This window comes from Myxococcus llanfairpwllgwyngyllgogerychwyrndrobwllllantysiliogogogochensis (genome assembly GCF_006636215.1).
Lineage (GTDB): Bacteria > Myxococcota > Myxococcia > Myxococcales > Myxococcaceae > Myxococcus > Myxococcus llanfairpwllgwyngyllgogerychwyrndrobwllllantysiliogogogochensis.
Genome location: NZ_VIFM01000172.1, coordinates 1 through 25072, shown reverse-complemented (window position 1 = coordinate 25072; position 25072 = coordinate 1). Strand labels below are relative to the sequence as shown.

21 protein-coding genes and 3 pseudogenes are annotated in these 25072 nt (G+C 68.3%); 15 read left to right on the top strand and 9 right to left on the bottom strand.

Features of this window, described 5'->3' with window-relative positions:
• Positions 1–198 (bottom strand): annotated as a pseudogene (locus FJV41_RS53200) (energy transducer TonB); the annotation flags it as partial.
• A gap of 231 nt (positions 199–429) precedes the next feature.
• Between FJV41_RS53200 and FJV41_RS32715 the strand changes: the two are divergent.
• The 4 genes from FJV41_RS32715 to FJV41_RS32700 all read left to right on the top strand — a co-directional run bounded on the left by FJV41_RS32715 (position 430) and on the right by FJV41_RS32700 (position 7098).
• Complete coding sequence (locus FJV41_RS32715) at positions 430–3654, top strand: TonB-dependent receptor (RefSeq protein WP_141646522.1); 3225 nt, start codon at positions 430–432, stop codon at positions 3652–3654.
• 36 nt (positions 3655–3690) lie between these two features.
• Positions 3691–4404, top strand: a complete 714-nt coding sequence (locus FJV41_RS32710) for a hypothetical protein (RefSeq protein ID WP_141646521.1) — start codon at positions 3691–3693, stop codon at positions 4402–4404.
• A gap of 137 nt (positions 4405–4541) precedes the next feature.
• A complete protein-coding gene (locus FJV41_RS32705) occupies positions 4542–6086 on the top strand; it encodes a radical SAM protein (RefSeq protein ID WP_141646520.1) in 1545 nt (514 codons plus the stop codon).
• Between the two features lie 94 nt (positions 6087–6180).
• Entirely contained in the window at positions 6181–7098 is a 918-nt protein-coding gene (locus FJV41_RS32700; RefSeq protein WP_181791090.1) for a hypothetical protein, read from the top strand.
• Between the two features lie 303 nt (positions 7099–7401).
• Here the strand turns inward: FJV41_RS32700 and FJV41_RS32695 are convergent, their stop codons facing one another.
• Positions 7402–8124 (bottom strand): hypothetical protein, encoded by a 723-nt coding sequence (locus FJV41_RS32695; RefSeq protein ID WP_246137567.1) that lies wholly within the window; start codon positions 8122–8124, stop codon positions 7402–7404.
• Between the two features lie 3 nt (positions 8125–8127).
• The gene (locus tag FJV41_RS32690) at positions 8128–8706 is read right to left on the bottom strand and encodes a DUF4920 domain-containing protein (RefSeq protein ID WP_174454817.1); all 579 of its coding nucleotides are present in this window, start codon (positions 8704–8706) and stop codon (positions 8128–8130) included.
• A gap of 89 nt (positions 8707–8795) precedes the next feature.
• Between FJV41_RS32690 and FJV41_RS32685 the strand changes: the two genes are divergently transcribed.
• A complete protein-coding gene (locus FJV41_RS32685; protein ID WP_141646518.1) occupies positions 8796–9227 on the top strand; it encodes a DUF2752 domain-containing protein in 432 nt (143 codons plus the stop codon).
• Positions 9228–9236: 9 nt separating this feature from the next.
• Positions 9237–9815 (top strand): glycerol-3-phosphate 1-O-acyltransferase PlsY, encoded by a 579-nt coding sequence (plsY, locus tag FJV41_RS32680; protein ID WP_141646517.1) that lies wholly within the window; start codon positions 9237–9239, stop codon positions 9813–9815.
• Here plsY and FJV41_RS32675 read toward each other — a convergent pair.
• The 3 genes from FJV41_RS32675 to FJV41_RS32665 all read right to left on the bottom strand — a co-directional run bounded on the left by FJV41_RS32675 (position 9732) and on the right by FJV41_RS32665 (position 14492).
• On the bottom strand, positions 9732–10979 hold the full coding sequence (locus FJV41_RS32675) for a THUMP domain-containing class I SAM-dependent RNA methyltransferase (RefSeq protein WP_141646516.1): 1248 nt from the start codon (positions 10977–10979) through the stop codon (positions 9732–9734). The two genes, plsY and FJV41_RS32675, sit on opposite strands and share 84 nt — an antisense overlap.
• 51 nt (positions 10980–11030) lie before the next feature.
• The gene (locus FJV41_RS32670; RefSeq protein ID WP_141646515.1) at positions 11031–11315 is read right to left on the bottom strand and encodes an antibiotic biosynthesis monooxygenase family protein; all 285 of its coding nucleotides are present in this window, start codon (positions 11313–11315) and stop codon (positions 11031–11033) included.
• A 105-nt stretch (positions 11316–11420) separates the two neighbouring features.
• On the bottom strand, positions 11421–14492 hold the full coding sequence (locus tag FJV41_RS32665) for an FtsK/SpoIIIE family DNA translocase (protein WP_181791088.1): 3072 nt from the start codon (positions 14490–14492) through the stop codon (positions 11421–11423).
• Between the two features lie 203 nt (positions 14493–14695).
• Between FJV41_RS32665 and FJV41_RS32660 the strand changes: the two genes are divergently transcribed.
• Genes FJV41_RS32660 through gatB form a run of 4 tightly spaced genes read left to right on the top strand, consistent with a single transcriptional unit; the run spans position 14696 to position 18290 of the window.
• Positions 14696–15025: a TFIIB-type zinc ribbon-containing protein gene (locus FJV41_RS32660; RefSeq protein WP_141646513.1), complete on the top strand. Its 330-nt coding sequence runs from the start codon at positions 14696–14698 to the stop codon at positions 15023–15025.
• 26 nt (positions 15026–15051) lie between these two features.
• A complete protein-coding gene (gene gatC, locus FJV41_RS32655) occupies positions 15052–15339 on the top strand; it encodes an Asp-tRNA(Asn)/Glu-tRNA(Gln) amidotransferase subunit GatC (protein WP_141646512.1) in 288 nt (95 codons plus the stop codon).
• Positions 15340–15360: 21 nt separating this feature from the next.
• Complete coding sequence (gene gatA / locus FJV41_RS32650; RefSeq protein ID WP_141646511.1) at positions 15361–16821, top strand: Asp-tRNA(Asn)/Glu-tRNA(Gln) amidotransferase subunit GatA; 1461 nt, start codon at positions 15361–15363, stop codon at positions 16819–16821.
• 29 nt (positions 16822–16850) lie between these two features.
• Complete coding sequence (gene gatB, locus FJV41_RS32645) at positions 16851–18290, top strand: Asp-tRNA(Asn)/Glu-tRNA(Gln) amidotransferase subunit GatB (protein WP_141646510.1); 1440 nt, start codon at positions 16851–16853, stop codon at positions 18288–18290.
• Here gatB and FJV41_RS32640 read toward each other — a convergent pair whose 3' ends face one another.
• Together FJV41_RS32640 and FJV41_RS32635 are read right to left on the bottom strand one after the other, a co-directional pair.
• Entirely contained in the window at positions 18291–19355 is a 1065-nt protein-coding gene (locus FJV41_RS32640) for a carbon-nitrogen hydrolase family protein (RefSeq protein ID WP_141646509.1), read from the bottom strand.
• Between the two features lie 62 nt (positions 19356–19417).
• Positions 19418–20380, bottom strand: coding sequence for an isopenicillin N synthase family dioxygenase (locus tag FJV41_RS32635; RefSeq protein ID WP_141646508.1), 963 nt, complete (start codon positions 20378–20380; stop codon positions 19418–19420).
• Between the two features lie 178 nt (positions 20381–20558).
• On the opposite strand from FJV41_RS32635, the pseudogene FJV41_RS56920 reads away from it, so the two are divergent.
• A pseudogene (locus FJV41_RS56920) lies at positions 20559–21537 on the top strand (serine/threonine-protein kinase); the annotation flags it as partial.
• An 86-nt stretch (positions 21538–21623) separates the two neighbouring features.
• A complete protein-coding gene (locus FJV41_RS56915) occupies positions 21624–23312 on the top strand; it encodes a PilZ domain-containing protein (protein ID WP_438616768.1) in 1689 nt (562 codons plus the stop codon).
• Positions 23313–23350: 38 nt separating this feature from the next.
• Here FJV41_RS56915 and FJV41_RS32620 read toward each other — a convergent pair whose 3' ends face one another.
• Entirely contained in the window at positions 23351–23710 is a 360-nt protein-coding gene (locus FJV41_RS32620) for a hypothetical protein (protein WP_141646507.1), read from the bottom strand.
• Positions 23711–23970: 260 nt separating this feature from the next.
• Between FJV41_RS32620 and rplU the strand changes: the two genes are divergently transcribed.
• The 3 genes and pseudogenes from rplU to FJV41_RS32605 all read left to right on the top strand — a co-directional run.
• Positions 23971–24279, top strand: coding sequence for a 50S ribosomal protein L21 (rplU, locus tag FJV41_RS32615; RefSeq protein ID WP_141646506.1), 309 nt, complete (start codon positions 23971–23973; stop codon positions 24277–24279).
• 38 nt (positions 24280–24317) lie between these two features.
• Positions 24318–24590 (top strand): 50S ribosomal protein L27, encoded by a 273-nt coding sequence (gene rpmA / locus FJV41_RS32610; protein WP_141646505.1) that lies wholly within the window; start codon positions 24318–24320, stop codon positions 24588–24590.
• Positions 24591–24719: 129 nt separating this feature from the next.
• Positions 24720–25072 (top strand): annotated as a pseudogene (locus tag FJV41_RS32605) (GTPase ObgE); the annotation flags it as partial.

Below are 25072 nucleotides of genomic sequence, written 5' to 3'. Positions count from 1 at the left end.
TAAGAGACGGGGAGGAGGAGGCGGGGCCATGGTGGCCTTCAGCGTCACCTCGATCTCCTTCTCCTCCTCGACCGGTTCCCTCGTCGACAGGAAGTAGGCCACGCCGAACAATGCGACGTGCAGGATCACGGAGATGGTGGTCCCCACGCCGAACCGCGCTCTGGGCGCCTGACCGCGGTCAAGGACTGAATCAAACATGTACTAGACTCCTCATCACCAGTGGACACCCACCACGCCCCGCCCGGCTGAAAGGGCGCGCTACCATACAGAAACGCGTTCCGGGTTCAAGCAAGCACGGTCAAGGGTAACTGACGTGATCGCGCAATTGCCCCACTGGTTACCAAAAAGCAACGGTCTATTGACAACTGCTTGACCTCGGATATTTTCCCCAGTCATTTTCGGTTGCAGCCCACCTTGGAGGGGTCTGGTATGCACTTGAACCGAGTGCTCCGGGAAACCGGAGTTGTCCTGGCCGCAGGTCTGCTTTATGGATCGGCGGCTTTCGCGCAGTCGAGCACGATGATCGGTACTGTCATCGACGCTCAAAGCCGGCAGCCTGTTCCTGACGTTGTTGTCACCGCGACCTCGCCCAACCTTCAGGGTGAGCAGACCGTGGTTACCGACGCTCAGGGCAACTACCGTATTCCCCAGCTGCCGCCTGGTGTTTACACCCTGCGGTTCGAGAAAGAGCAGTTCAAGCCGTACGCACGTTCTGACGTCCAGCTGCGTCTGAACCGCACCATCCGCGTCAACGTCGAGCTGCTCCCCGAGTCCCTCGGTGAAGTGGTGGAGATCGTCGGCGCGCCGCCGACCATCGACGTGGGCTCCACGACCACGGGCGTCAACGTGGATCAGGAGTTCATCAAGCGCATCGCCGTGGCCCGTCCGGGTGGCAAGGGAGGAGCGGCTCGCTCCTTCGAGTCCCTGGCCGAGCTGGCGCCTGGCGCCCAGAACGACCAGTACGGTGTGTCCATCAACGGCGCGACCTCGCCTGAGAACGGGTACGTGGTGGACGGTCTGTCCACGAACGACCCCGCCTACGGCGTGAACGCCAGCCCGATGAGCATCGAGTTCGTGCAGGACGTGAACATCATCACCGGCGGTTACCTGCCGGAGTTCGGTCGCTCCACGGGCGGTGTCATCAACGCGGTGACCCGGTCTGGCTCCAACGAGTTCCACGGCTCCGTGTTCGCGAACTGGACGCCGGGAACCTTCGAAGGCACCCGCAAGCAGATCCAGGAAGAGGGCACTGTCATCAGTGGCCTCAACGAGCTGCAGAACCTGGGTGACTTCGGCGCGACCCTCGGTGGCCCGATCCTCAAGGACAAGCTGTGGTTCTTCGCCGGTTTCGCGCCGTCGTTCACGCGCTACCAGCACACCCGCACGCTGAACGCCATCCGGCTGAACGCGGACGGCTCCACGGTGACCAACGACGAGGGCTTCACCGTCGTCGACCCCATCGCGGGCTCTGACCGTCAGTACTACGCCGACACCCGGACCGTGCAGTACATGGGTAAGTTGACGTACCTCATCAACCAGGACCACAACGTCTCGATCGCCCTCAACGGCACCCCGACGACGACCGGTGGCATGGGCAAGCTGAGCATCAACCCGCAGTCCGGTGGTCTGCCAGGCGCGCTGTCCTCCCGTCCGGGCGACTTCGCCTTCACGGAGACCAACGCGAACGCCACGTCGCTGGCCCTGAAGTACGCGGGCGCGTTCATGGACAAGAAGGTCCTGGTCGACGCGAACCTCGGCTGGTTCCACCAGACGGCGTCCACCCTTCCGGCGGACGGCAGCAAGATCGGCACGTCGCAGGGCCTCGCGGGCTACTCCCGCATGCTCTACAACTTCGAGCGCCGGCTGACGGTGTTCGAGAACCTGCCCGAGGGTCAGGAAGCGGCGTGCAATCCGCTGGAGACGGTCGACGATCAAGGCAGGCCGATCTCGGTCGAGCGTTGCCCCGTGACGGGCTACACGCTGGGTGGTCCTGGCTTGATGTCCGACGCGAAGCTGGATCGCTACCAGATCAACGCGAAGGCCACGTACCTGCTGAACGCGCTCGGCACCCACGTGCTGAAGGCCGGTGTCGACACCGAGTTCCTGTCGTACGACCAGCTCAAGGCGTACGGCGGCGGCGTGTACTTCCAGGAGAATCGCCCGTACACGGGTGCGACCCTCAACGGGCAGCCCTACACGGGAGGGCCCCAGCGAATCGCGGTTCATGACTACCGCCGCTACGGCTACCAGGCGTCCCCTGACAGCCCCATCACCCAGCTGACCCAGCAGTCGAAGACCACCAGCACCACGGTCGGTGGCTTCCTGCAGGACTCCTGGTCCATCGCCAACCGCGTCACGCTGAACCTCGGCGTGCGCTACGACGTGCAGGCGATGTACGGCGGTGATGGCGATCTGGCCCTCATCCTCGGCAACCAGTGGTCGCCCCGTATCGGCGCCATCGTCGACCCGTTCGCCAACGGCCGCACGAAGTTCTTCGTGAACTTCGCCCGGTACTACGAGCAGGTTCCGCTGAACATGCTCGACCGCGCGTTCCCGGGTGAGCGTCGTTACGAGGCCCGCCGCGCCATGGTGGAGCCGGGTGAGGAGGGTGGTTGCGACCCGTCCAGCCGCGAGAGCCAGGAGACCGAGTGCCGGGATCCCAACTACGTCCTCGCTCAGCCGGAGAGCCTCCGTAACCCGAACCGCCTCTTCACGGGCGGCAAGGTGGAGAACGAGCCGATCGACCCGGACATCAACCCGCAGTCGTCCGACGAAATCGTCGTCGGCGGCGAGTACGAGCTCATCGCGAACACCCGCGTGGGCGCCAGCTACACCCACCGCGACATGAACATGGTCATCGAGGACATGAGCCGCGATGACGGTCGGTCGTACTTCCTCGGCAACCCGGGCAGCGGCTTCGCCAAGGAGTTCCCGAAGCCGGAGCGTAACTACGACAACGTCACCGTCTACCTGAACCGCACGTTCTCGGACGGCTGGCTGGCCCAGGCGAACTACACCTGGTCCCGTCTGTATGGTAACTACCCGGGTCTGTTCCGTCCGGAGACTGCTCAGCTCGACCCGAACATCCTGTCGGACTTCGACCTCATCAGCCTCCTGGCGAACCGCACGGGTCTGCTCCCGTTCGACCGTACCCACCAGATCAAGGTGTTCGGCGCGAAGGAGTTCAACTTCACCAACGAACTCTCCGCGAGCATCGGTCTGTCCTACCGTGGCAACTCCGGCACGCCGATCAACTACTTCGGTGCGCACGCTCTCTACGGTTCGGACGAGTCCTTCGTCCTCCCCCGTGGCGCGGGTGGCCGTACGCCCTGGCTGAACGTCATTGACTCCAACATTGGCGTCAACTACCGCGTCAGCAAGGACAGCGTGATCTCCGTCACCCTCGACGTCTTCAACCTCTTCAACTTCCAGGGCGTCAGCACGGTGGACCAGACGTACACCCTGCTCAGCGTCGCCCCGATCCCGAACGGCAAGCCCAGCGACCTGCCGGGCAACGTGACGTGGCAGGAAGGCGAAGAGCGCGAGGGTGAGCCGTTCGGTAGCGTGGACGGTGACATCAACCCCAACTTCAAGAACCCGACCAGCTACCAGCCGCCGCGGCAGATGCGCCTTGGCGTCCGGTACACGTTCTAGTCTCTGGCCACTCACGGAACCGGGATTTCAAGTCACATGACCAAGAACATTTTCAATGCTGCGATGGTCCTCGTTGGCACGGCAAGCGTGCTGACGGGCTGCAACTTCGACCAGCCAGAGGCGCCCTGCTTCGTTCAGGACAACGCCAACTGGGTGGTCAAGTACGATGCCGTGGACTCCCCCACCCTTGCGAACGGTGGTGGTGCTTGCGAGATCGTTGCTCCCCCTGGCGAGTTGATCGGCGTCTTCAAGTTCAATGACCCGGACAACCTGAACAACTCGCTGCTCACGATTCGTCCCAACGGCTTGGCGAGCATCGCGGGCCGGGATCCGGGGGCCACGACGGACCAGACGGCGCTGGGGGCTTTGGCTTCGGAGCCTGATGCCAAGGACTTCTGCCTGGCTCCCTCGCTGTCGGCGGCCACTGTCAATGCCGCGGCGACCAGTACCGCTGCGGCCACGACGATCCGCTACGAGTTCACCAACGTGGAGGTCTACGCGGCTCCGTCCGCGCCCGGCACGCAGCTGAAGGGTGAGCTGAAGTACACGAAGGATGGTTGCGCCTCGAACTACACGATGCGTGCCCTGTGGCCCGCGATTGCGTGCAGTCCGACGGATGCGAGTGCTTGCGGTCCGACGTCGGGTCTGAACCCCGACTTCGCCGCGGAGTGCCTCACGGTTCGGACCAATCCGGATGGGACGCCGGTTGCCTACTGCGTCCCTTCGAAGCAGATTCCGTCCTTCAGGTAGTCGTTCAACGCTGAACAGCGCCACCTGACAGGTGGCGCCTCGCGGCCCCGCCAGCCCTCCTCAAGGAGTGGACTGACGGGGCCGCGGTGTTTGATGGGCTGTACCTGTCTGTCAGGGTTGTTTCTGTCTGGAGGAACATGGAGGGCCGTTACTCACTCATCCACCACGTCCGCTCGCTGTTGGACGACGAAGAAGGCACCCTCTACAAGGAGGCTCCCTTCCGCGTGGCCCTCTGCTACCCGAGCCCCTACCACGTGGGGATGAGCTCGCTGGGCTTCCAGGCCATCTACCGGGAGGTTCACGAGCACCCGGGTGCCACCGCCGAGCGCGCCTTCCTTCCGGATGACGTGGAGGCGTTCAAGCGCACCCGGACGCCGTTGTTCACGTGGGAGTCCCAGGCTCCCGTCTCCAGCTTCGCGATGCTGGCGTTCTCCGTGGCGTATGAGCTGGAGCTGACGGGGTTCTTCACGATGCTGGAGCTGGCGGGGCTGCCCGTGCTGGCGGAGGAGCGCCGGGATGGGCGCCATCCCCTGGTGGTGGCGGGAGGGCCCCTGACGTTCTCCAACCCGGATCCGCTGGAGCCCTTCGTGGACGTGCTCGTCCAGGGCGAGGCGGAAGACCTCATGCACGTGCTGGTGGAGGCGGCGGCCACGATGGAGCGCGAGGCCCTGCTGGACCACCTGGCACGCATCCCTGGCTTTCGTGTGCCGGGGCGCGGAGGCCAGCGCTACCACGTGGCTCGGGCGACGGATTCGAGGCTGCCTGCACGCACGCAGATCATCACCCCGCATACCGAGCTGCGCTCGATGTTCCTCATCGAGCCGGAGCGGGGGTGCTCGCGCGGCTGCCACTACTGCGTCATGCGCCGCACGACGAACGGGGGCATGCGCACGGTGCCTCCAGAGCGAGTGCTGTCGCTGATCCCCGCGCACGCCCGGAGGGTGGGCCTGGTGGGCGCGGCGGTGACGGATCATCCGCGCATCGTCGAACTGCTGCGCACGCTCGTGGACGCGGGGAAGGAAGTCGGAGTGTCGTCACTCCGGGCGGATCGGCTGACGCAGGAGCTGGTGGATCAGCTCCGCCGCGGTGGGGCGACCAACCTGACGGTGGCGGCGGACGGGGCCTCGCAGCGCATGCGGGACATGGTGGACCGCAAGCACTCGGAGGAACAGATTGTCCGTGCGGCGGGGTACGCCCGCACGGCTGGCATGAAGCAGCTCAAGGTCTACAACGTCGTGGGGCTTCCCTTCGAAGGGGACGAGGACATCGACGAATTGATCCGCTTCACCTCGGAGCTGTCTCGCATCCTTCCCGTGGCGTTGGGGGTGGCACCCTTCGTGGCCAAGCGGAACACGCCGCTGGACGGGGCACCCTTCGCGGGCATCAAGGAGGTCGAGAATCGGCTGGAGAGGCTGCGCAAGGGCCTGCGTGGACGCGCCGAGGTGCGTCCCACGTCCGCCCGATGGGCGTGGGTGGAGTACATGCTGGCCCAATGTGGCCCGGAGGGTGGGCTGGCCGCGATGGACGCCTGGCGTGCCGGGGGGAGCTTCGCGGCCTGGAAGAAGGCCTTCGAGGCCCGGGGCTGTGAGCCCTATCTGGCGCGTCGGGTGGAGGACGGGCGGCGCAACCCCGTCCATTGGCCCACCGTCCCGAAGATGGCGCCCCCCGCGTCCGCCGCGTGACGGGGAGGTGCAAGTGCCGCTGCACTGCGGGCTCCGCTTCCGCTAGAAGTCCGCATGCGCCGATGGCCGGCGCCCAGGGGCAGCGGAGAACCAGGTGAGCGCGCAGCGTGTGGACAAGGCGTGGCAGCAGAAGGGCCTGAAGGAGTACTCGACGGAGGCCCTGGTCGGAACGCTCGGTCACTACGGTATTTCCGTGGCCGAGGAGGACTTCCGAAAGCTCTCGGAGACGACCTTCCCGCTGGGCATCGCCCAACAGTGGAAGGCCCAGTGGAAGGGCACGGGCCCCTTCAAGGACTTCGTGGTGGCGGCGCCGGTGGAGCTGTGGCGCCGCTGGCTGCCGGACCGCGTGGCACCGTACGAGCTGACGGATACGCTCGCCTCGCTCATGAAGTCGCTGCTCCAGTTGCTCAATGGCGCGGCGGACGCTCCGGTGGCTCCGGCCTTCGAGAAGATGAACGGCCTGCGCGCGCGACTGCCCGTGGATGACAAGGGCGGGCCCCAGGAGCGCTTCATGCAGGAGGCGCTGGCGCCGTTCTCGGAGAAGGACGCGGAGCTGTTCGACAGCCTCGCGGAGACGCTCGCCCGTTCGGGGCACGGGGCTCACGCGGAGTCGTTCGCGGACCTGGAGGAGTTCTTCCTGCCGGACCGCAAGGGCATCTCCCGCGCCATGGTGCGCGCGGCGCGCGGCGAGCAGGACGCGGCCGTGTCGGACCTGGTGAAGCTGACCGAGGACACGGCGCGTACGCCCATCGCTCGGATTCTGGCCGTGGACGGCCTCATCCACCTGAAGGCGAATGGTCCCGCCGCTTCGGCTGGCCGCATGCTGCTGGAGTGGGCCGAGTCGACCAAGGACCTGCACCTGGCGCTGGACCTCGTTCCCCGTCTGGAGCACGTCTACAAGGCGCAGAACGACCGCGTCTCCCTGCTGGACCTGGTGCGCACGGCCGACCGCCTCAATGCGGAGCACGACCGCATCCATCCCGGCCACACCCGTCACCGTCACGGGCGCTGAAGCCAGCACCTCGCGGCGCGCGGGCGAGTGCTCGCGCGTCGCGCCCAGAAGGGCAGGGCGCGCCACCGGCGCCTCCAGAGGCATCCGTGAACGCGAAGACGGTGAGGCGCATGCGATGAGGAGTCGCTCGCGGCGCACCCCACCGCGAGGCGCCTCCGGCGACCGTGATGGGCTCGCGAGGCGCATGCGACGAGGTATTGCTCTCGTCATACTGCCCCGCGAAGTCCCTCAGGCGAACGGGTGAGCTCGCGACGAAGTCGGCGAGGGATGCCCTCGTGACCGTCGATGTGCCCTGGAGAGGCCCTACTCGGCGGTGTTCGAGCCTGTGCTCCGCGCCTGCCGCGCCGGTTGTTTGCGCCGTGCCTTCTTCTTTGGAGAGGTCGCGGCCTCCGCGGCCCGCGCGGTCGCTTGCTCGGCGGAGGCCTCGCCGCCGCCCTCCGTCAGCGCCGTCGTCGGAGGTGAATCCGGCGAGGCGACTTCGCCTTCCAGCGCGGCGACTTCCTGGGTCGCCAGGGGCGTCGAGCGCTTCAACGGAATCTTGAGCACCCGGGGCACGCCTTCCACGACATCACGCGTGGGCACCACCGCGCCCACCGTCGTGTAGCGGATGGCGCCTGTCTGGGTGAAGGCGTGCTTGAGCGTGTACTCCTTCGCGCGTGGCAGGAACCAGTCACGCACCGCCTTGAGGGGCATCACGTGCAGCTCTCCCTGCGAGAGGAAGACGTACACGAGGAGGTCCGCGCCGCTGTAGAGGAAGCAGCCCGGCGTGTCCTTCTCCAGGTTGGAGACCAGCTCGAAGAAGTAGCGGCGTCGGGTGGCGTTGCGGTCGCCCTTCACCTCGATGCCGCGCACCTCTCCCGTCGGCAGCTCCCAGAGGAGGTCCACGCCACGGTGCTGGAAGCGGGGGTCTGACTGCACGTCATGCACGCGCGAGCCCGGCTCCGTCTCCAGCAACCACGTCCGAGCGTGTTGCACGGCGCGGTCCGCCGCGCCCTGCACGCCCCTCATGCTGAAGCTGCGCGCCATGTTCTAACGGCGCAGCTCAACGCCCGTCGCGACGAGCTGAACCTCGCGCGGCTTGCCGTCCGCGCCACGCGGGACGATGGCGCCTTCCGCCTCGTAGTGCGACGCGTGGCCCTCGCTCAGCTCCGCCACCTTCACCACGCCCTCCACGCGCGCCTGCGAGCCCGCCGAGTCCAGCGGGACGAAGAAGCCGTAGTCCTTGAACGTCACGCGCACGCCCGGCCCCTTGGCCTGGGGGTCCGTCGCCAGCTCCATCCAGCAGCCCTTCTTCTCGCACGCCTTGCGCACCGTGCCCTCGAGCCGCACCGTCTTCCCGTCATGGGGCTGGGGCTTCGCCAGCAGGTCCGCGAGCTTCACGGGAGATGCGCCCTTGAGCGCCTCGCCCCGGGTGAGCTTCCAGTTCTCCTGCGCGGCGGCAGGCGCCGTGGCGGCGGTCGCCTCGGGCTTCGGCGCTGCCTTGGCGGCCTCGGCGGGGTGGTGACAGTCGGCCGCCGCGGCCTTGTCCTTGGCGGGCGTCTTGTCGCCGGCGAACGCAATCAGGGGAACAGCGACCAGCAGCATCAGGGACGTGCGGAGCGAGTTCATGACTCGCTCGCTTAGCCAAAACTCGTTGCCCCGGCAAGGCGGCGCCCGTACTAGAGTGGGACTCCCGCACACCTCTGGGCGAGGCGCGCATGAAGGTCTTCCTCCCTCCTCGCAATCGACGCCTCGGCACCGTGGACTACCTGGGGCTCATCGGCCTCGTGGGACTGCTCGTGGCCCGGTACATCCCCGTGGCGAAGCTCATCCCCTTCTGGGGCTGTGTGCTGCGCGAGCGGACAGGCTGGCCCTGCCTCGGCTGTGGGCTGACGCGCGCGGCCGACCGCTTCGCCCACTTCAACTTCGAGGGGGCCTGGGAGGCCAACCCCCTGGGGACGGTGGCCGCCTTCCTGTTCGCCCTGGCGGTCGTGGTGACGGTGCTGCACCTCGTCTTCGCCGTCCCCATCCCCGAAATCCGACTCTCGCCCCGGGAGTGGAAGGTGTTCCAGATGGTGATGCCCGCCATCCTCCTGGTGAATTACGCCTACGTGGTGGTGAAGACGCGCTTCCCCCACCTGCTGCTATAGCGTGGGGTCGTGACTTTCGCGCTCGTCCTGCTGGGCTACTTCGCCGGCTCCATTCCCTTCGGTGTCCTGCTGACGCGATGGCTGCGTGGCGTGGACGTGCGCCAGAGCGGCAGCGGCAACATCGGCGCCACCAACGTCACCCGCGTCGCGGGCAAGAAGCTGGGCGCGGTGGTGCTCGTGCTGGACGCGGTGAAGGGCGCGCTGCCCGTCGCGCTCGCGCTGCAGCTCGTGCCGGACCTTCCCACGGTGCACGTGCTGGTGGGCCTGGCCGCGGTGCTGGGCCACGTCTATCCGGTGTGGCTCAAGCTGCACGGCGGCAAGGGCGTGGCCACCGCGCTGGGCGTGCTGCTGGTGCTCGCTCCGCTGGCCGCGCTGGCCGCGGGTGCCGCGTACATCACCTTCTTCGCGGTGTGGCGGGTCAGCTCCCTGGGCTCGCTCGCGGCCGGAGCCACGGCGGTGGGCACGTCGGCCTTCACCGCCCGGGCCCCGGAGTACACCGGCCTCTCAGCTGTCCTCTTCGCCCTCATGCTGTGGACGCACCGGAGCAACATTGGCCGGCTGCTTCGGCGCACGGAGCGGCGCTTCTGAGTTTTCGTCCAGGTGGCTGCTGCCCGCGGCCCGGTAGCCGAGCAACGTGCATTCGATGGGGCCGTTCCACATCTCCCGGCGCGCGGAGGGACGCGTATGGAACGCGCTCTCGAAGGCCGGGTTGCCGGAGAGCACCCAGACGCGCCAGCCGGGCACGCGCAGGGACTCGCCCAGCTTGTAATAGAAGCTCTTCATGCCCTTCTGTCCGCCGGAGCCCGTGAGCCGGTCTCCATAGGGCGGATTGGTGAGCAGCAGGCCACTGGCGGCGGGCAGGTGCGGCAGGTCTGTCGCGTCAGCTTCGGCCAGGATGATTTCCTCCGACAGCCGTGCGGCCTGCACGTTGCGCTGGGCGGCCTCCAGGGCCTCCGGGTCCTTGTCGAAGCCCCAGATGGGGACCTCCACCTTGCGCTCGTTGCGGCGGGCATCCGCGCGCAGGTCCACGAGCAGCTCCTTCGCGCGCGGGCCGATGACGGGCCAGCGCTCCACCGCGAAGTCGCGGTTGAGTCCGGGCGCTCGGCGACGGGCCATCATCCCGCCTTCAATCAGCAACGTGCCGGAGCCGCACATCGGATCCACCAGCGCCTCTTCGCCCGTGTAGTGCGCGGCGCGTAGCACGGCGGCGGCCAGCGTCTCCTTGAGCGGCGCGACGGTGGGCCGCACGCGGTAGCCCCGGCGATTCAACGCGTCGCCGCACAGGTCCAATGACAGCGACAGCGTCTCGCGCGACAGGTGCGCGACCACGCTCACGTCCGGGTTCTTCGTGTTCACGTCCGGACGCGTGCCGACCTTGGTGCGCATCCGGTCGACGATGGCGTCCTTCACCTTGAGCGCCACGAAGCCCGAGTGGCTGTGCTCGCTGTCCTTCAGCGTGGCATCCACCGCGAACGTCGTGGTGGGCGTCAGGTGCTCCTCCCAGGGGACGCTCGCGGCGGCTTCGTACAGGCCCTCCGCGCCGTGGGCCTCGAAGGTGCCCAGCGGGTAGAGGATGCGCATGGCGATGCGGGACCAGAGGCAGACCATGAGGGCCTCGTCCAGCGAGGCCATGAAGCGGACTCCACCGCGGTCCTGACGGATGCGGCGCGCGCCAAGCTCCTTGAGCTCGTCCGCGAGAAGGTCTTCGGTGCCGCGAGCCGTGGTGGCGAAAAGGGCGATGCGTTCAGCCATAAGACACCGCCCTTAGACGACCTGGGACTGCTTGGGAACCCACAAGACGCCTCAGGTGCCCACCACCTCGTAGATGGCGAACGTCGCCCCGTCCTGCTCGGCGCTGGCCTCCTTGGCGCGCCGGAAGTCCTCCGACTGGAAATAGCTCCGCATCGCCTCCTTGTCCCGCCAGCGCGTCACCAGCAGGAGCTCCGGCGAGCGCTCGAAGGACCGCAGCACCTCCAGCCCCAGGAAGCCGTCATGGGTGTCCACCCGCCGCGCGCGCTCCTGGAAGCGGGCAATCAGGCGCTCGGCCTCCTCGGGTGCGGGGCGGAAGCGGGAGATGGCGACAATCATGGGCGCTCACCTGGGATGTCGTGAGGTGGGGGAAACGAAGAGGGGGCGCCCGGACCGCTCCGGACACCCCCACGATGAACAATCGGGGCCGCTTTCCTGGCGGCCCTACATGGCTCCGGCGCCGGGCATGTCGCCCACACCCCGGATGAGTACCTCGCGGGGCTTGGCGCCATCCGCCGCGCCCACCACACCGTCGCGCTCCATGCGCTCAATCATGCGAGCCGCGCGGTTGTAGCCGATGCGCATCTTGCGCTGGAGCATGGAGATGGAGACGGCCCGCATCTCGCTGACCGTCGCGAGCGCCTGGTCGTACAGCTCGTCGGACAGCTCGTCTTCTTCGCCACCAGACTCCACGTCCTCGTCGCGCGGCTTGAGGATGGACTCGTCGAAGACGGGCTTGCCCTGTGCCTTGAGGTGGTCCACCGCCTTCTTGATTTCGTTCTCCGACACGTAGGCGCCGTGCACGCGCTGCAGGTGCGCGCTCGTGGGCGGCATGATGAGCATGTCGCCCATGCCCAGCAGGGCCTCCGCGCCCACCGTGCCCAGAATCGTCATCGAGTCCGGCTTGGAGCGCAGCATGAAGCTGATGCGCGTGGGGAAGTTCGCCTTGATGACGCCGGTGACGACGTCCGTGGACGGACGCTGCGTGGCGACCATCAGGTGGATGCCGGACGCACGCGCCATTTGCGCCAGGCGCGCCACGTAGGTCTCCACCTCGCGGCTGGCCACCATCATCAAATCCGCCAGCTCGTCGATGATGACCACGATGTACGGCAGCTTCTTGAGCTCCTTCTTCTCCGGCTTGTCGCCTGCCGAGACGAAGGGCACGTCCGACTCGTCGTCGGCCTCGGCTTCCACCTCGGGCACTTCGTCCGGCGCGTCGGACCCCTGCGCCTCGTGCAGCTCGTCGTCGTCCCGAGGCACGGCCACGCCCAGTCCGTCCCCGCTCGAGGCGGGCTTGTCGCCGCCCTCCACGTCGAGCACGAGCATCTTCTTGGGCTTCGACTTCTTCTTCGGGGCGGCCTCGGGAGTGCCCGACGCGCCCTTCACCTCGGTGGCGGAGCTCTCCACCAGCTTGTTGTAGCCGGCGATGTTGCGCACGCCCGCCTCGGAAAGCAGCTGGTAGCGGCGCTCCATCTCCTCCACGGCCCAGCGCAGCGCGAGCGCCGCCTTCTTCGGGTCCGTCACGACGGGCAGGAGCAGATGCGGGATGCCCTCGTAGATGGAGAGCTCCAGCATCTTCGGGTCCACCATGATGAAGCGGACCTCCTCCGGTGTGGACTTGAGGAGGATGCTCATGATCATGGAGTTGACGGCCACCGACTTGCCGGAGCCGGTGGTGCCGGCGATGAGCAGGTGGGGCGCCTTGGCCAGGTCGAAGACATAGGGCATGCCCTCGATGTCCTTGCCCACGCACATGGTCAGCTTGCTGGCGCTCTTGATGAAGGCGTCCTGCTCGGCGATCTCCTTGAGGTAGACGGTCTCCCGGTCCTTGTTGGGAACCTCGATGCCCACCACGCCCTTGCCGGGGATGGGCGCGACGATGCGCACGCGCATCGCCTCCATGGCCATGGCCAGGTCGTCCGCGAGCGCGGCGATCTTGCTCACCTTGATGCCCGGTCCCGGCAGGAACTCGTACATGGTGACGACGGGGCCGGGACGAATCTCCACCACCTCGCCGACGATGCCGAAGTCGGCCAGCTTCGCGCGCAGCTTCTCCGCCGTGGAGAGGAAGGCGTCCTTGTCCAGCTCGGAGCGCTCCTGCTTGTCGCACTCCAGGACGTCCAGCGGCGGCAGCGAGAAGCTCTTGCGGTCACCCACGAACTCGAACTGGTCCTGGGCCTTCTTCCCGGTGGGCGCGGCCAGCGCCTTGGGCGCGACGATGAGCGGCATGCGCGCCGCTGCCGGGGTGGCGGGCGCGGGAGCCGGGGCAGGGGCCTGCGCGACGGGCTGAGGCGCCGGCGCGGCGATGATGGGGGCCGCGGGCGCGGGCTCGTGGTTCTCCGGCAGCGCGGCGACGGGCGGCGTGCCCGGACCGGTGACGATGTTCGGAGTCTTCCGGCGGCTCCTCGGGGGCTCGACACCCTCGGGGACAATCGGGGTGGAGTGGGGCGCGGGCGCGAGGAACGACGCGGCCCAGGCCGGGTCCGCTCCGGGCGCGGGACGCTTCTCGGCGCGCAGCGCGAGCCTGTTGTCGGCGGGCAGGGCCGGCGAGGACGTGGGCGGCAGCGAGTCCGTCTCGGCGGGGAGCGGCAGTGCCTTGCGCTTCTCCCCCTTCTCGCGACCGTCCTTGAGGGCCAGCTTCGCGGCGAGGGCCTGCTCCTTCTCGTTCTGCCGGGCCAGGCGCACGGCCTCCTCGGCCATGGCCTCCGCCTCGGCGGCTTCGGCCTCTTCGGCGGCGCGCTCGGCCTCGGCCAGCTCTTCCTCATCCGCTTCGATTTGCGCGAGGAACGCGGCCTCCTCCAGCTTCTCCTCCGCGGCGCGCTCCTGACGGACCTTGTAGGACGCCTTCTGGGCCTCCCAGAAGACGTTCGCGGACTCGGCGACGCGGCGGCCCAGCACGCTCAGGCCCGCCCACACCAGCGAGCACAGCTTGAAGAACGTGTACTGCGTTCCGACGATGAGGGCGGCGGCGCTGATGGCCGTCACCAGGATGACGGTGCCGACCGTGGAGAACAGCCCCTCCATCACCCCACCCAGGCCGGCGCCCAGCGCGCCACCCGGCGGGTGCGCCCAGCCCTTGTCCCCGGCGAACATGAGCTGCGCCAGGACGGAGATGCTCACGGTCAGCAGCACGAGGCTGATGATTTGAGGACCCCGCTTGCGCTCGCGGCTGCCCACGAAGAGCACCATGGCCGTGTAGAGCCCACCTACGGGGGCCAGGTAGGCGCACACGCCCAGCATCCCTCGCAGCGTCTCCGCGATGAGGTGGCCCATGGGGCCCACCGCGTTGCGGAAGCCCGGTCCGACCCTGTCATGGGCGTCGAACGTGGCGACCGCCAACAGGGACAAGAGCGACGCCGCGAGCAGGAACACGCCGGTGATGGCACGCCCCGCGCTGCCGTCGCCTCCCTCGGCGCCCGCCTTCCGTCGCTTGTCCGCGAGCGCCTTGCGACGCGTCGCGATCTCCTGACGGGAGAGTACCGCCTTTTCCGCCCGACCCTTCTTCGCCGTCATGACCTTCTTCCCTCTGCGCGTCTCAGCCGCGTAGCGGGCTGTAGCAATGCCCGTCGCGAGTGTAGGGAGGGAGGGGGTCTGGTCAATTTTCCGGCAGTCGCTCCAGCCCGGGCGGAAGGTGCCGGACACGGGGCCTACATTTCGGCTGCACCCTCCACCAGAGGGGGTATGGTGCCGCCACGATTTCTTGGAGGAGCATCGCCATGGCAGACACCGACAAGCCGTCCTCGAGCGAGGAAGAGTACTTCGCCCGGGAGGACATCGAAAAGAAGCGCAAGCTGGCGCTCCAGCAAGCCGCGGAGACGGCGGAGAAGCAGCGCGAGGACCTCAAGAAGCTCCACTGGATGAAGTGCCCCAAGTGCGGCATGGACCTCCAGACGCTCAAGCAGGGCAACATCGAGCTGGAGACGTGCTTCAACTGCGGCGGCGTCTTCCTGGACTCCGGTGAGCTGGAGCAGCTGATGGCGCACCACGGCCACGAGGGCAGTGGCAAGGTGATGGGCGCCATCCTGAACCTCTTCAAGCGCAAGTAGTCACTCGCGGTCGGAGGCTTCCACGCATGGCCCTCACGCTCGAGCAGGTGCGACATGTGGCCACGCTGGCGCGGCTGGCGCTGACTCCCGAGGAGGAGCAGCGCCTGTCCACGCAGCTGTCGGCGGTGCTGGACGCGGTGACGCAGTTGCAGTCGTTGGACGTGGAGAACGTGGAGCCCACGTCGCACGCCACGCTGACGGCCTCGCTCCTGCGGGAGGACGTGACGCGGCCTTCGCTGCCTCCCGAGAAGTCGCTGGCCAACGCCCCGGCGAAGTCGGGCACGTCCTTCGCGGTGCCCAAAATCATCGAGTAGTCCGGAGGGGAGCCCCACGTCATGCAGCTCACGGACCTGACGATGCTGGAGCTCGCGGAGAAGCTGGCCGCGGGTCAGGTGTCCTCCGTGGAAGCCACCCGCGCGTGTCTGGAGCGCATCCATCGGGTGGACCCGAAGATTCGCGCCTTCCTGCGAGTGGACGAGGCCGGTGCCCTGGCCGCCGCCGAGGCCAGTGATGCGCGCCGCAAGGCGGGCACTCCGGCAGGCCCCCTGGACGGCGTGCCCGTGGGACTCAAGGACCTCTTCCTCACCGAGGGACTGGAGACCACCGCCGGCTCGCGCGTGCTGGAGGGCTTCGTGCCGCCGCTGGACGCGACGGTGGTGCGCCTGTTGCGCGAGGCGGGCCTGCCGCTGTTGGGCAAGCTCAACCTGGATGAGTTCGCGATGGGCTCCTCCAATGAGTCCAGCGCGTACTTTCCCACGCACAATCCCTGGGACGTGACGCGCACGCCGGGAGGCTCCTCGGGAGGCTCGGCGGCGGCGGTGGCCGCGCGTGAGGTGTTCGGCGCGCTGGGTACGGACACGGGTGGCTCCATCCGCCAGCCCGCGGCCTTCACCAACACGGTGGGCCTCAAGCCCACGTATGGGCGTGTGTCGCGCTACGGCGTCATCGCCTATGCCTCGTCGCTGGACCAGCCCGGGCCGATGACGCGCACGGTGTCGGACGCGGCGGCGCTGCTTCAAATCCTGGCGCGGCATGACCCACGGGACTCCACGTCCGCGCCGGTGAAGACGCCGGACTATTCGGCGGAGCTGGAGAAGGGCGTGCGCGGGCTGAAGCTGGGCGTGCCGCGCGAGTACTTCGCCCAGGGCATGGAGGCGGAAGTGGAGGCCTCCGTGCGCGCGGCCTTGCGCGAGTATGAGCGCCTGGGCGCGACGCTGGTGGACGTGTCGCTGCCGCATACGAAGTACGCGCTGGCGACGTACTACCTCATCGCTCCCGCCGAGGCGTCCAGCAACCTGGCCCGCTACGACGGCGTGCGCTACGGCCTCAGGGCCAAGGACGCTCGCGGCCTCAAGGAGCTGTACTCGCTGACGCGCGAGCGGGGCTTCGGGCCAGAGGTGAAGCGCCGCATCATGCTGGGCACGTACGCGCTGTCCGCCGGCTACTACGACGCCTACTACCTGCGCGCGCAGAAGGTCCGCACCCTCATCCGCGAGGACTTCACGCGCGTCTTCCAGGAGGTGGATGCGCTGGTGGCCCCCATCTCCCCGGTGGCGCCGTTCAAGCTGGGCGAGAAGGTGGATGACCCGCTGTCCATGTACCTGATGGACGTCTACACGTTGCCCTGCAACCTGGCGGGCGTGCCGGGCCTGTCGGTGCCCTGCGGCTTCACGAAGGCGGGGCTGCCGGTGGGACTCCAGATTCTGGGACGGGCCTTCGACGAGGCCCTCCTGCTGCGCATCGCTCGGGCCTTCGAGCGCGAGCACGACTTCTTCCGCCGCCTCGCGCCCGTCTAGGGCACGAGGTCCGCATCGGTGACACCGCCATGCCCGTGAGCGATTTCCAGCCCGTCATCGGCCTCGAGGTCCACGCGCAGCTCCTCACGCAGTCGAAGATTTTCTGCGGCTGCTCCACCGCGTTCGGCGCGGAGCCCAACCGCAACACGTGTCCTGTGTGCCTGGGCATGCCCGGCGTGTTGCCCGTGCTCAACGAGCGCGTCGTCGACTTCGCCATCCGTACGGGCCTGGCGCTCGAGTGCCGCGTCAACGCGAAGAGCGTGTGGAGCCGGAAGAACTACTTCTATCCGGACCTGCCCAAGGGCTACCAGATTACGCAGTACGACCTGCCCATCTGCGAGTACGGCAAGCTGCTCATCGACACGCCGCAGGGCGAGAAGCTCATCCGCGTGCGCCGCATCCACATGGAGGAGGACGCGGGCAAGAGCGTGCATGACGCGGGCGGGGGGCAGAGCCTGGTGGACCTCAACCGCGCGGGCGTGCCGCTCTTGGAAATCGTCAGCGAGCCGGACCTGCGCGACGCGGACGAGGCGGTGGAGTACCTCAAGGCGCTGCGCGACGTGCTCGTGTACCTGGGCGTCAACGACGGCAACCTGGACGAGGGCAGCTTCCGATGCGACGCCAACGTGTCGGTGATGCCCAAGGGCTCCGACACCTATGGCCAGCGCTGCGAGCTGAAGAACCTCAACTCGTTCCGCTTCGTGAAGCAGGCCATCGAGTACGAGATTTCGCGGCAGGTGGACGTCATCGAGTCCGGCGGGAAGGTGGACCAGGAGACGCGCCTGTGGGACGTCAACAAGGGCGTCTCTCGCTCCATGCGCAGCAAGGAGGACGCGCACGACTACCGCTACTTCCCGGAGCCAGACCTCCCGCCGCTCCACGTGACGACGGAGGTCATCGAGGCGGTGGGCCACGAACTACCGGAGCTGCCTCGCGCGAAGCTCCAGCGCTTCGTGAATCAGTACGGCCTGCCTGTGTATGACGCGCGCATCCTCACCGCGGAGCGCCCGCTCGCGGACTTCTTCGAGGCGTGCGCCGAGCGCTACCCCGACGCGAAGAAGCTCTCCAACTGGTTCCTCGGGGAGCTGCTGCGGCTCTTGAAGGAAGAGGGCTCGACGGTGACCTCGGTGCGCTTCACGCCCGTGCAGTTGGCGGAGCTGCTGGGCGCGGTGGACCAGGGCACGGTGTCGGCGAACGCGGGCAAGGACGTGCTGGCGGAGATGTTCCGCACGGGCCGCTCGGCCTCGGACATCATCGCGGAGAAGGGGCTCGCTCAGGTGAGCGACACGGGCGCCATCGAGGCCGTGGTGGACGACATCCTCGCGAAGAACGCGGGCGAGATTGAGAAGTACCGCGCGGGCAAGAAGCAGGTGTTCGGCTTCTTCGTGGGCCAGGTGATGCGAGCCATGAAGGGCAAGGGCAACCCCGCGCTCGTCAACGAGCTGCTCAAGAAGAAGCTCGGCGACTGATTACGCGGGACACGCGGGCACGGTGACGTGGAGCACGTCCTCGTCCCGTGGATTCTCCGAGCGCGCGAGCACCCGTGGAGGTGCTTCGTCCGTGCGCTGGAGGATGAGCGAGGGCGCCTCGAAGTGGTTGTCGAACAGGTCTCCCGCGAGCTGGGCCGTCACGCTGTAGCGGACCCGGCGGAAGCTGGAGAGCTGGGAGGCAGGGCCCTCGTCGAACCACTGCTCGCCTCCCGCGCGTGGGTTGTCTCCCGTCGAGTCGAAGGGCCACGGTGAGTCCCACGGCCACGGGTTGGCGGATGGGTGGGCGAGGATGTCAGCACCCAAGGCGTCCAGGTACTGCGCGCAGGGGACGAACCAGGGCTCCTTCGTGGTGTGGGGCTTTCGGAAGGCGTCGTAGCCCAACAGCGTTCCCAGTCGGCCGAAGGGCGTGGCGAGCACCGTCAGGTCCTCGGGCCGTCCGGGGCTCAGGTGCAGCACGTCCTCGCGCCCGGGCACCAGATTCACCTTGCGCGTCACCGCCACGCAGTGGCCCTCGGGGTTGAAGGTGTGGCTGGTGTTGTACGTGCGCGCGCCTCGGGGCTCGAAGTCCGGGGTGCCGAATCCTCGCCTGTTGTCCGGGAGCAACGCGCTGCCCGCCACGACCCACAGGCCGAAGTCCCGGGCGATGCCGGAGAACGTCTCGTGCACCACGCGATGCACTCGGGAGGCGAGCGCGGCGTAGAGGCACTCTTCTCGCGTCGGAGGCTGGAGTGTTCTCCAGGCGCGCCACATCGGCCCCCACTCGGCCAGCGCCACTCGCCGCATGGCGCTTCGAGTCGTCGTGTGGCGCCGCACGCGGGCCAGGTGGCCCATCATCCCCAGGGGCGCGCCCACCAGCTCTGGCCACACCGCGAGGGCGGGATGAAGGGGACGGCTAGAGGCGTCACGCGCCCGCAGGCCATCGATTCGTGCCGCGAGCGCACGGTGCTTCGCGGTGAAGGCCGCGGGGGACGCGTAGTCCTCGAGCGCGATACGGGGCTGGAGGGCGAACAGCTCGACGTGCGTGGGGGAGAGGGCGTCGTCCACGAATGGGCCAGGGCAACCGGTGGGGCGCGAGCTCGCGCCGTCCACCGGGCGGAAGCGTGTGCCTACTTCAAGAGTCCGTTCTCCCGCAGACGCTGTTGCAGGAAGGCGCCTGCGGTGATGGGCGCGTGGCGGGCCGGGTTGTCCGGCGTCTCGGTGCTGGGCAGCGGCTTGAGCACGCAGTCCGAGAACGGATGCACGAAGAAGGGCAGCGAGTAGCGGACGGTGTCCTCGTCCGTGCTCTTCGGATTCACCACCCGGTGCGTGGTGGCGGGGATGACCTCGTTCGTCACGCGGCTGAGCATGTCGCCGGAGTCCACGACAATCTGCCCACGCAGCGTGTCCACGGGCAGCCACTCGCCGTCGCGCGTGAGCAGCTCCAGGCCGGACGCGGTGCCTTCGCACAGCAGGGTGATGAGGTTGATGTCCTCGTGCTCGGCGGCGCGGACTCCACCCGGGATGAAGCGCTCGCGCAGCGGCGGATAGTGGATGAGCCGCAGCACCGAGTTGCCGTCGGTGGCCATGTCACTGAACGTCGTGCGCGCCACGCCGAAGAACTCCGCCAGGGCCTGGAGCATGACGCCAGCGGCGCCATCCAGCTCGCGGAAGAGCGACAGGGTGTTGTCGCGGAAGGAGGGCACTTCCCCGGGCCACACGTTGGCGCCGTAGTCCTTCAGGTACGGGTGGCCGGCTGGAAGCTCGCGGCCCACGTGCCAGAACTCCTTCAGGTCCCCCACCTTGCGGTCCTTCGCGTGCTCCTTGCCGAAGCCGGTGTAGCCGCGCTGGCCCGCCAGCTCCGGCACCGCGTAGCGCGTCTTCACGTCCTCGGGGAGCTGGAACAGTCGCTCCACGTCCGAGTAGGTGCGGCGGATGAGCGCGTCGTCGATGCCATGGCCGACGATGGAGACGAAGCCGAACTCCCTCAACCCCTCACCGAAGACTTGTACGAAACGAGCGCGCTCGGTGGGTGTGCCGCTTCGGTAGTGGGACAGGTCGAGGAGGGGGATGCGGCGTGAGGTTCCGGACATGGGCTGCGCACTCTAATCGAGCGTGATGGATTGTCGGCATCGACAGCGTCGGCCGGCGGACCGTCTTCATGTACCGCGGCGCTGGCTTGCGTCACACCAGCCGACATCCTCGCGGGCCGCCAGTGGTCAGCTCGGGACGGGAATGTCCAGATTAGCAGGGCAGGCCCGGGGGAGTGGCATGGCCGAGGTGAGCAGCGGTGATGCGTGCGAGGCGTGCGGCCAGCGACATGGGTCGGCGACGTCTTGCTCGACGCTGGTTCGCGCGGAAGGAGAGGGGCCGGCGCCCAGGCCGAGGTGCCCCGTGGCGAGCGAGGAAGCAGACCCCTTGGTGGGCGCTCGTCTGGGCAGCTTCCGACTGGTGCGCCGATTGGGGCGCGGCGGCATGGGGACGGTGTACCTGGGCGAGCACGTGTCCATCGGCAGTCGGGTGGCGGTGAAGGTCCTGCACGAGCACCTGGCCATGTACCCGGAGCTGGTGCAGCGCTTTCACGCGGAGGCTCGGGCCGTCAATGTCATCGGCCACGAGAACATCGTCAGCATCTTCGACCTGAACGCGGGGCCGCCCCGGCCGTACCTCATCATGGAGTACCTGGACGGCGCGCCGCTGTCGGCCTGGGTGGGCACGCCGCTGCCCGCACCGGCGGTGGTGTCGGTGCTCTCGCAGGTGTGCGACGCGCTCCAGGCCGCGCACTTGAGTGGAATCGTCCACCGCGATCTCAAGCCGGACAACATCTTCCTGGTGCGGCGCGGGCGGGGCACGCCCTTCGTGAAGGTGCTCGACTTCGGCATCGCGAAGCTGGCGGATGCGAACATGCCGCAGACCCACGCCGGCATCATCGTGGGCACGCCCGAGTACATGGCCCCGGAGCAGTCACTCAGTCGTCGCGTGGACGGGCGCGCGGACCTGTATGCGTTGGGCGTCATCGCCTATCAGCTGGTTACCGGGCGCCTGCCCTTCGAGGACGAGGGGCTGACGGCGCAGCTCGTGGCCCATCAGATGCGGGCGCCGCCGCCGCCTCGCTCGGTGCATGCGGCGGTCCCCGTGGCGTTGGAGCGGGTCATCCTGCGGACCCTGGCCAAGGCGCCCGAGGAGCGGTACGCGACGGCTGCCATCCTGCGCGCGGCCCTGGAGGGAGCGCTGGCGGAAGAGGCGCGTGCGCGCACGAAGCCGGCGCGTCCTCCCGGGACTCCGCCAGCGCCCGTCAGGACGGTTCCTCCCGCTATCTCACCGGAAATCGTCGTGATGGAGGACGCCATGGCGCCCTGGTCGCCGGCGCCTCGGCCCGTGTCTCCAGGGTGGGCCTCGTCGCCTCCGCGGAGTGCGCCGGTAGCGCCTCCGCGTCTGGCTCCTCCGGGGCCTGTCGCGAGTCGTGAGGGCGCCGCGCGCGCGGGTGTGCCCGTCGGCATGGGGACGCCACCTGAGCCAGTAGCCATCGCGAGTCGTGAGGGTGCTCCGCGAGGGGGCATGCCCGTCGGCGCGGGGACACCGCCTTCGCCAGTGGCCGTCGCGAGTCGTGACGTTGGTCCTCGCGCGGGCATGCCGTTCGGCGCGGGGACACCGCCTTCGCCAGCGGCCAGCGCGAGTCGTGAGGTTGGTCCTCGCACGGGCATGCCCGTCGGCACGGGGACACCACCTGCGCCAGTGGCTATCGCGAGCCGAGAGGGAGCTCAGCGAGTGGGTGTGCCCGTCGGCATGGGGACGCCACCAGCGCCAGTGGCCATCGCGAGTCGTGAGGGCGTCGCGCGCGCGGGCATGCCCTTCGGCATGGGGACGCCACCAGCGCCAGTGGCCATCGCGAGTCGTGAGGGCGCCGCGCGCGCGGGCATGCCCGTCGGCATGGGGACGCCACCTGCGCCAGTGGCTATCGCGAGCCGAGAGGGCGCTCCGCGCGTGGGCGACCCTGTCGGCATGGGGGCACCGTCCGCGCAGGCTCTCGTGCCGATGTCAGTCGCGAGTCGTGGCGGTGTTCCGAGCGTGGGCGCAGCCCTCGGGAGTGGGACTCCTTCATCGAGGGCACGCACGGTGGAGCTGCCGGTGCGCGTGGTGTTGCGGCCCGGGGAGACGCCGGTCTGGCTGACGGGCTCGGACCTGTCACGCGGAGGGCTGTTCCTGCGCAGCGAGGGGGTGCTGCCACCCATCTTCGCGCGGCTGCCCATGGTGCTGGAGCTGGACTCCGGGCCGCAGTCCGTCGTCTGCGAGGTGGTGCGCCACGTTCCGGAGGAACAGGCTCGCGTCTGGGGCATGGCCACGGGCTTCGGCGTCCAGTTCGTCGAAGCCACGCTGGCGCTCAAGGCCTCCGTGGACGCGCTCCTGCGAGCAGGTCCCAACCGCCGTCCACCTCCTCCACTCGTGCCCATGGCGGACGACGCGGAAGCCGCGCACGTGCTGGAGTCGTACCGGACGCGGCTCGCCGGGGACCACTATGCGGTGCTGGCCGTGCCCCCTGACCTGGAAATGGGCGCCCTGCGCACCCGCACACGCGAGGCCCGTGGCTCCCTGGAGTCGCTGCGCCAGCGGCCTTTGTCACCCTCGCAGTGCCTGCTGCTCGACTCGGTGCTGGGCCGGCTGCATGAGGCCGGAGACGTCCTGGGCACGGTGACGCAGCGGGCGCTGTATGACGCCTGGCGGGGTAATCACCGAGGTGTCGCCCGATGTCTGGAGGCGGGGCTCACGTCGGAGCAGCTCGATTCCCTCCGGCGGGAGTTCCTCGCGCGCAGGCCCCAGTCCGCGGGGATGGCGCGTGTGCACTATCTCTCCGGCTCCGCGCTGGAGCGAGAAGGGCAACTGTCGCGTGCCCTGGAGACCTACGAGCGGGGGCTGGCGCTGGACCCGCTGGAGTCGAGCCTCCACCACCGCTACCGCACCGTCCGCCGGGCGCTGGATGCTCGCGGCGCTTCGGAGCGCACCAACGACAGGACCCGACCTTCCTGACGGAAGACCGGGCCCGGTGAAGCGCGAGGGGCGGGCGACTACCCGCCAGCGGCGGCGGCGCAGGTGGCGCTGATGCCCTCGGTGCGGTCGAAACAGTCGCTGAACTGGTCAATCCACTCCACTTCGCTGCCCACCCTGCAGTCCGGCAGATCCTGGATGCAGTCGGCCAGGTCGCTCAGCCGGTCCTTGTCGCTGTCCGAGCAGGCATCCAGCGCGTCCTCGCAGACGCCCTTGTCGAAGGTGTCCTCCTCCTCACCCCCCGTATCCGTGCCGCAGGCCGACACCTTCTCCTCCAGGGCCTTGTTCGCGTCCTCCAGGTCATCGCAGGCGTTTCCGCCGCAGCCGGCGCCGAACAAAAGGGTGACGGCGGCCATCAGGCCGAACATGAATTTCTTCATTGTGGAATTCCCCCCCGGGGGACAGTCAGATTGGTTGGACGGTGATCGGCCGGGCTTGCTCTGGCCGGACCATCAGGTAGGGTCGCCCTTTCCCAGGGGCAATCTGGACTGCCGGACGAGATGATCCAGCAACCGTCTTGACTCCCCAGGGCATCTCCCGTAAATCCGGCCGTCCTTTGCGCCACAGGGCGGTCCGTCCGTCCGAAATGCGCGGCCGATTCCACGGGTTGACCCAACCCGAAGCTGACAGGGGTTAGACGATGTACGCAGTGATTCGCACGGGCGGAAAGCAGTACCGCGTCGCCGAGGGCGATGTCCTCCGGATCGAGAAGATTACCGGCGACATCGGGGCCGAGGTGTCCTTTACCGATGTCCTGCTGCTGGGCGGCACGGATAGCCCCAAGGTGGGCCGTCCCACGGTCTCCGGCGCTCGCGTCGTGGGCAAGGTGCTCGCGCAGGACAAGCACCGCCGCGTCCTCCACTTCCGCAAGGAGAAGGAGGGCTGGACCCGTCGCCGTGGCCATCGCCAGCCGTATACCGAGGTGAAGGTCACCTCCATCTCCGGCTAGTCCGGACGGTTTCACCTCAACTTCAGGAGCAAGGTGTCATGGCCCATAAAAAGGGACAGGGTTCTTCGCGAAACGGTCGCGATTCCAACCCGCAGTACCGCGGCGTGAAGGTGTACGGCGGCCAGGAAGTCTCGGCTGGCAGCATCCTGGTTCGCCAGGTCGGCACGGTCATCCACGCGGGGTCGAACGTGAAGCTCGGCCGCGACTTCACCCTCTATTCGGTGGTGGACGGCATCGTGAAGTACGAGCGCCTGGGCCGCGACCGCAAGAAGGTCTCGGTCTATCCGGCCGCCGAGCAGGCCAGCGCCTGACGGTAACCCGGCCTCACAGGGCCGGTCGCCGCGAGGCATCCACGAGCGGGTCGCTTCTCCAGTCCACGCGCCCTTTCCGGCGCCCAGGACGCGAGGCGGCCCGCTCTGCGTTTTTCAGGAGACGCTTTCATGAAGTTCGTCGATGAGGTCCGCATCTTCGTGAAGGCGGGCGATGGCGGTAACGGCTCCGTGTCCTTCCGGCGTGAGAAGTTCATCGAGCGCGGTGGACCCAATGGTGGAGACGGTGGCAACGGTGGCTCCGTCATCTTCGTGGGAGACCCGCAGCTCACCACACTGCTGGACTACCGCTATCAGCAGCACCACCGCGCCAAGAATGGCGAGCACGGCATGGGCAGCGACTGCAACGGTCGCGCGGCCGACGACATGATCCTCCGCGTGCCGGTGGGTACGCTGGTGAAGGACCACCACACCGAAGAGCTGCTGGTGGACCTGAGCGAGCCGGGCCAGCGCTGGGTGGCGGC

Bases quoted from the DNA above. Each gene is read 5' to 3' on its own strand.
- FJV41_RS32715 (WP_141646522.1), top strand. From the start codon at position 430: ATGCACTTGAACCGAGTGCTCCGGGAAACCGGAGTTGTCCTGGCCGCA.
- FJV41_RS32710 (WP_141646521.1), top strand. From the start codon at position 3,691: ATGACCAAGAACATTTTCAATGCTGCGATGGTCCTCGTTGGCACGGCA.
- FJV41_RS32705 (WP_141646520.1), top strand. From the start codon at position 4,542: ATGGAGGGCCGTTACTCACTCATCCACCACGTCCGCTCGCTGTTGGAC.
- FJV41_RS32695 (WP_246137567.1), bottom strand. From the start codon at position 8,124: ATGGCGCGCAGCTTCAGCATGAGGGGCGTGCAGGGCGCGGCGGACCGC.
- FJV41_RS32690 (WP_174454817.1), bottom strand. From the start codon at position 8,706: ATGAACTCGCTCCGCACGTCCCTGATGCTGCTGGTCGCTGTTCCCCTG.
- FJV41_RS32685 (WP_141646518.1), top strand. From the start codon at position 8,796: ATGAAGGTCTTCCTCCCTCCTCGCAATCGACGCCTCGGCACCGTGGAC.
- FJV41_RS32675 (WP_141646516.1), bottom strand. From the start codon at position 10,979: ATGGCTGAACGCATCGCCCTTTTCGCCACCACGGCTCGCGGCACCGAA.
- FJV41_RS32670 (WP_141646515.1), bottom strand. From the start codon at position 11,315: ATGATTGTCGCCATCTCCCGCTTCCGCCCCGCACCCGAGGAGGCCGAG.
- FJV41_RS32665 (WP_181791088.1), bottom strand. From the start codon at position 14,492: ATGACGGCGAAGAAGGGTCGGGCGGAAAAGGCGGTACTCTCCCGTCAG.
- FJV41_RS32660 (WP_141646513.1), top strand. From the start codon at position 14,696: ATGGCAGACACCGACAAGCCGTCCTCGAGCGAGGAAGAGTACTTCGCC.
- gatC (WP_141646512.1), top strand. From the start codon at position 15,052: ATGGCCCTCACGCTCGAGCAGGTGCGACATGTGGCCACGCTGGCGCGG.
- gatA (WP_141646511.1), top strand. From the start codon at position 15,361: ATGCAGCTCACGGACCTGACGATGCTGGAGCTCGCGGAGAAGCTGGCC.
- gatB (WP_141646510.1), top strand. From the start codon at position 16,851: ATGCCCGTGAGCGATTTCCAGCCCGTCATCGGCCTCGAGGTCCACGCG.
- FJV41_RS32635 (WP_141646508.1), bottom strand. From the start codon at position 20,380: ATGTCCGGAACCTCACGCCGCATCCCCCTCCTCGACCTGTCCCACTAC.
- FJV41_RS56915 (WP_438616768.1), top strand. From the start codon at position 21,624: ATGGAGGACGCCATGGCGCCCTGGTCGCCGGCGCCTCGGCCCGTGTCT.
- FJV41_RS32620 (WP_141646507.1), bottom strand. From the start codon at position 23,710: ATGAAGAAATTCATGTTCGGCCTGATGGCCGCCGTCACCCTTTTGTTC.
- rplU (WP_141646506.1), top strand. From the start codon at position 23,971: ATGTACGCAGTGATTCGCACGGGCGGAAAGCAGTACCGCGTCGCCGAG.
- rpmA (WP_141646505.1), top strand. From the start codon at position 24,318: ATGGCCCATAAAAAGGGACAGGGTTCTTCGCGAAACGGTCGCGATTCC.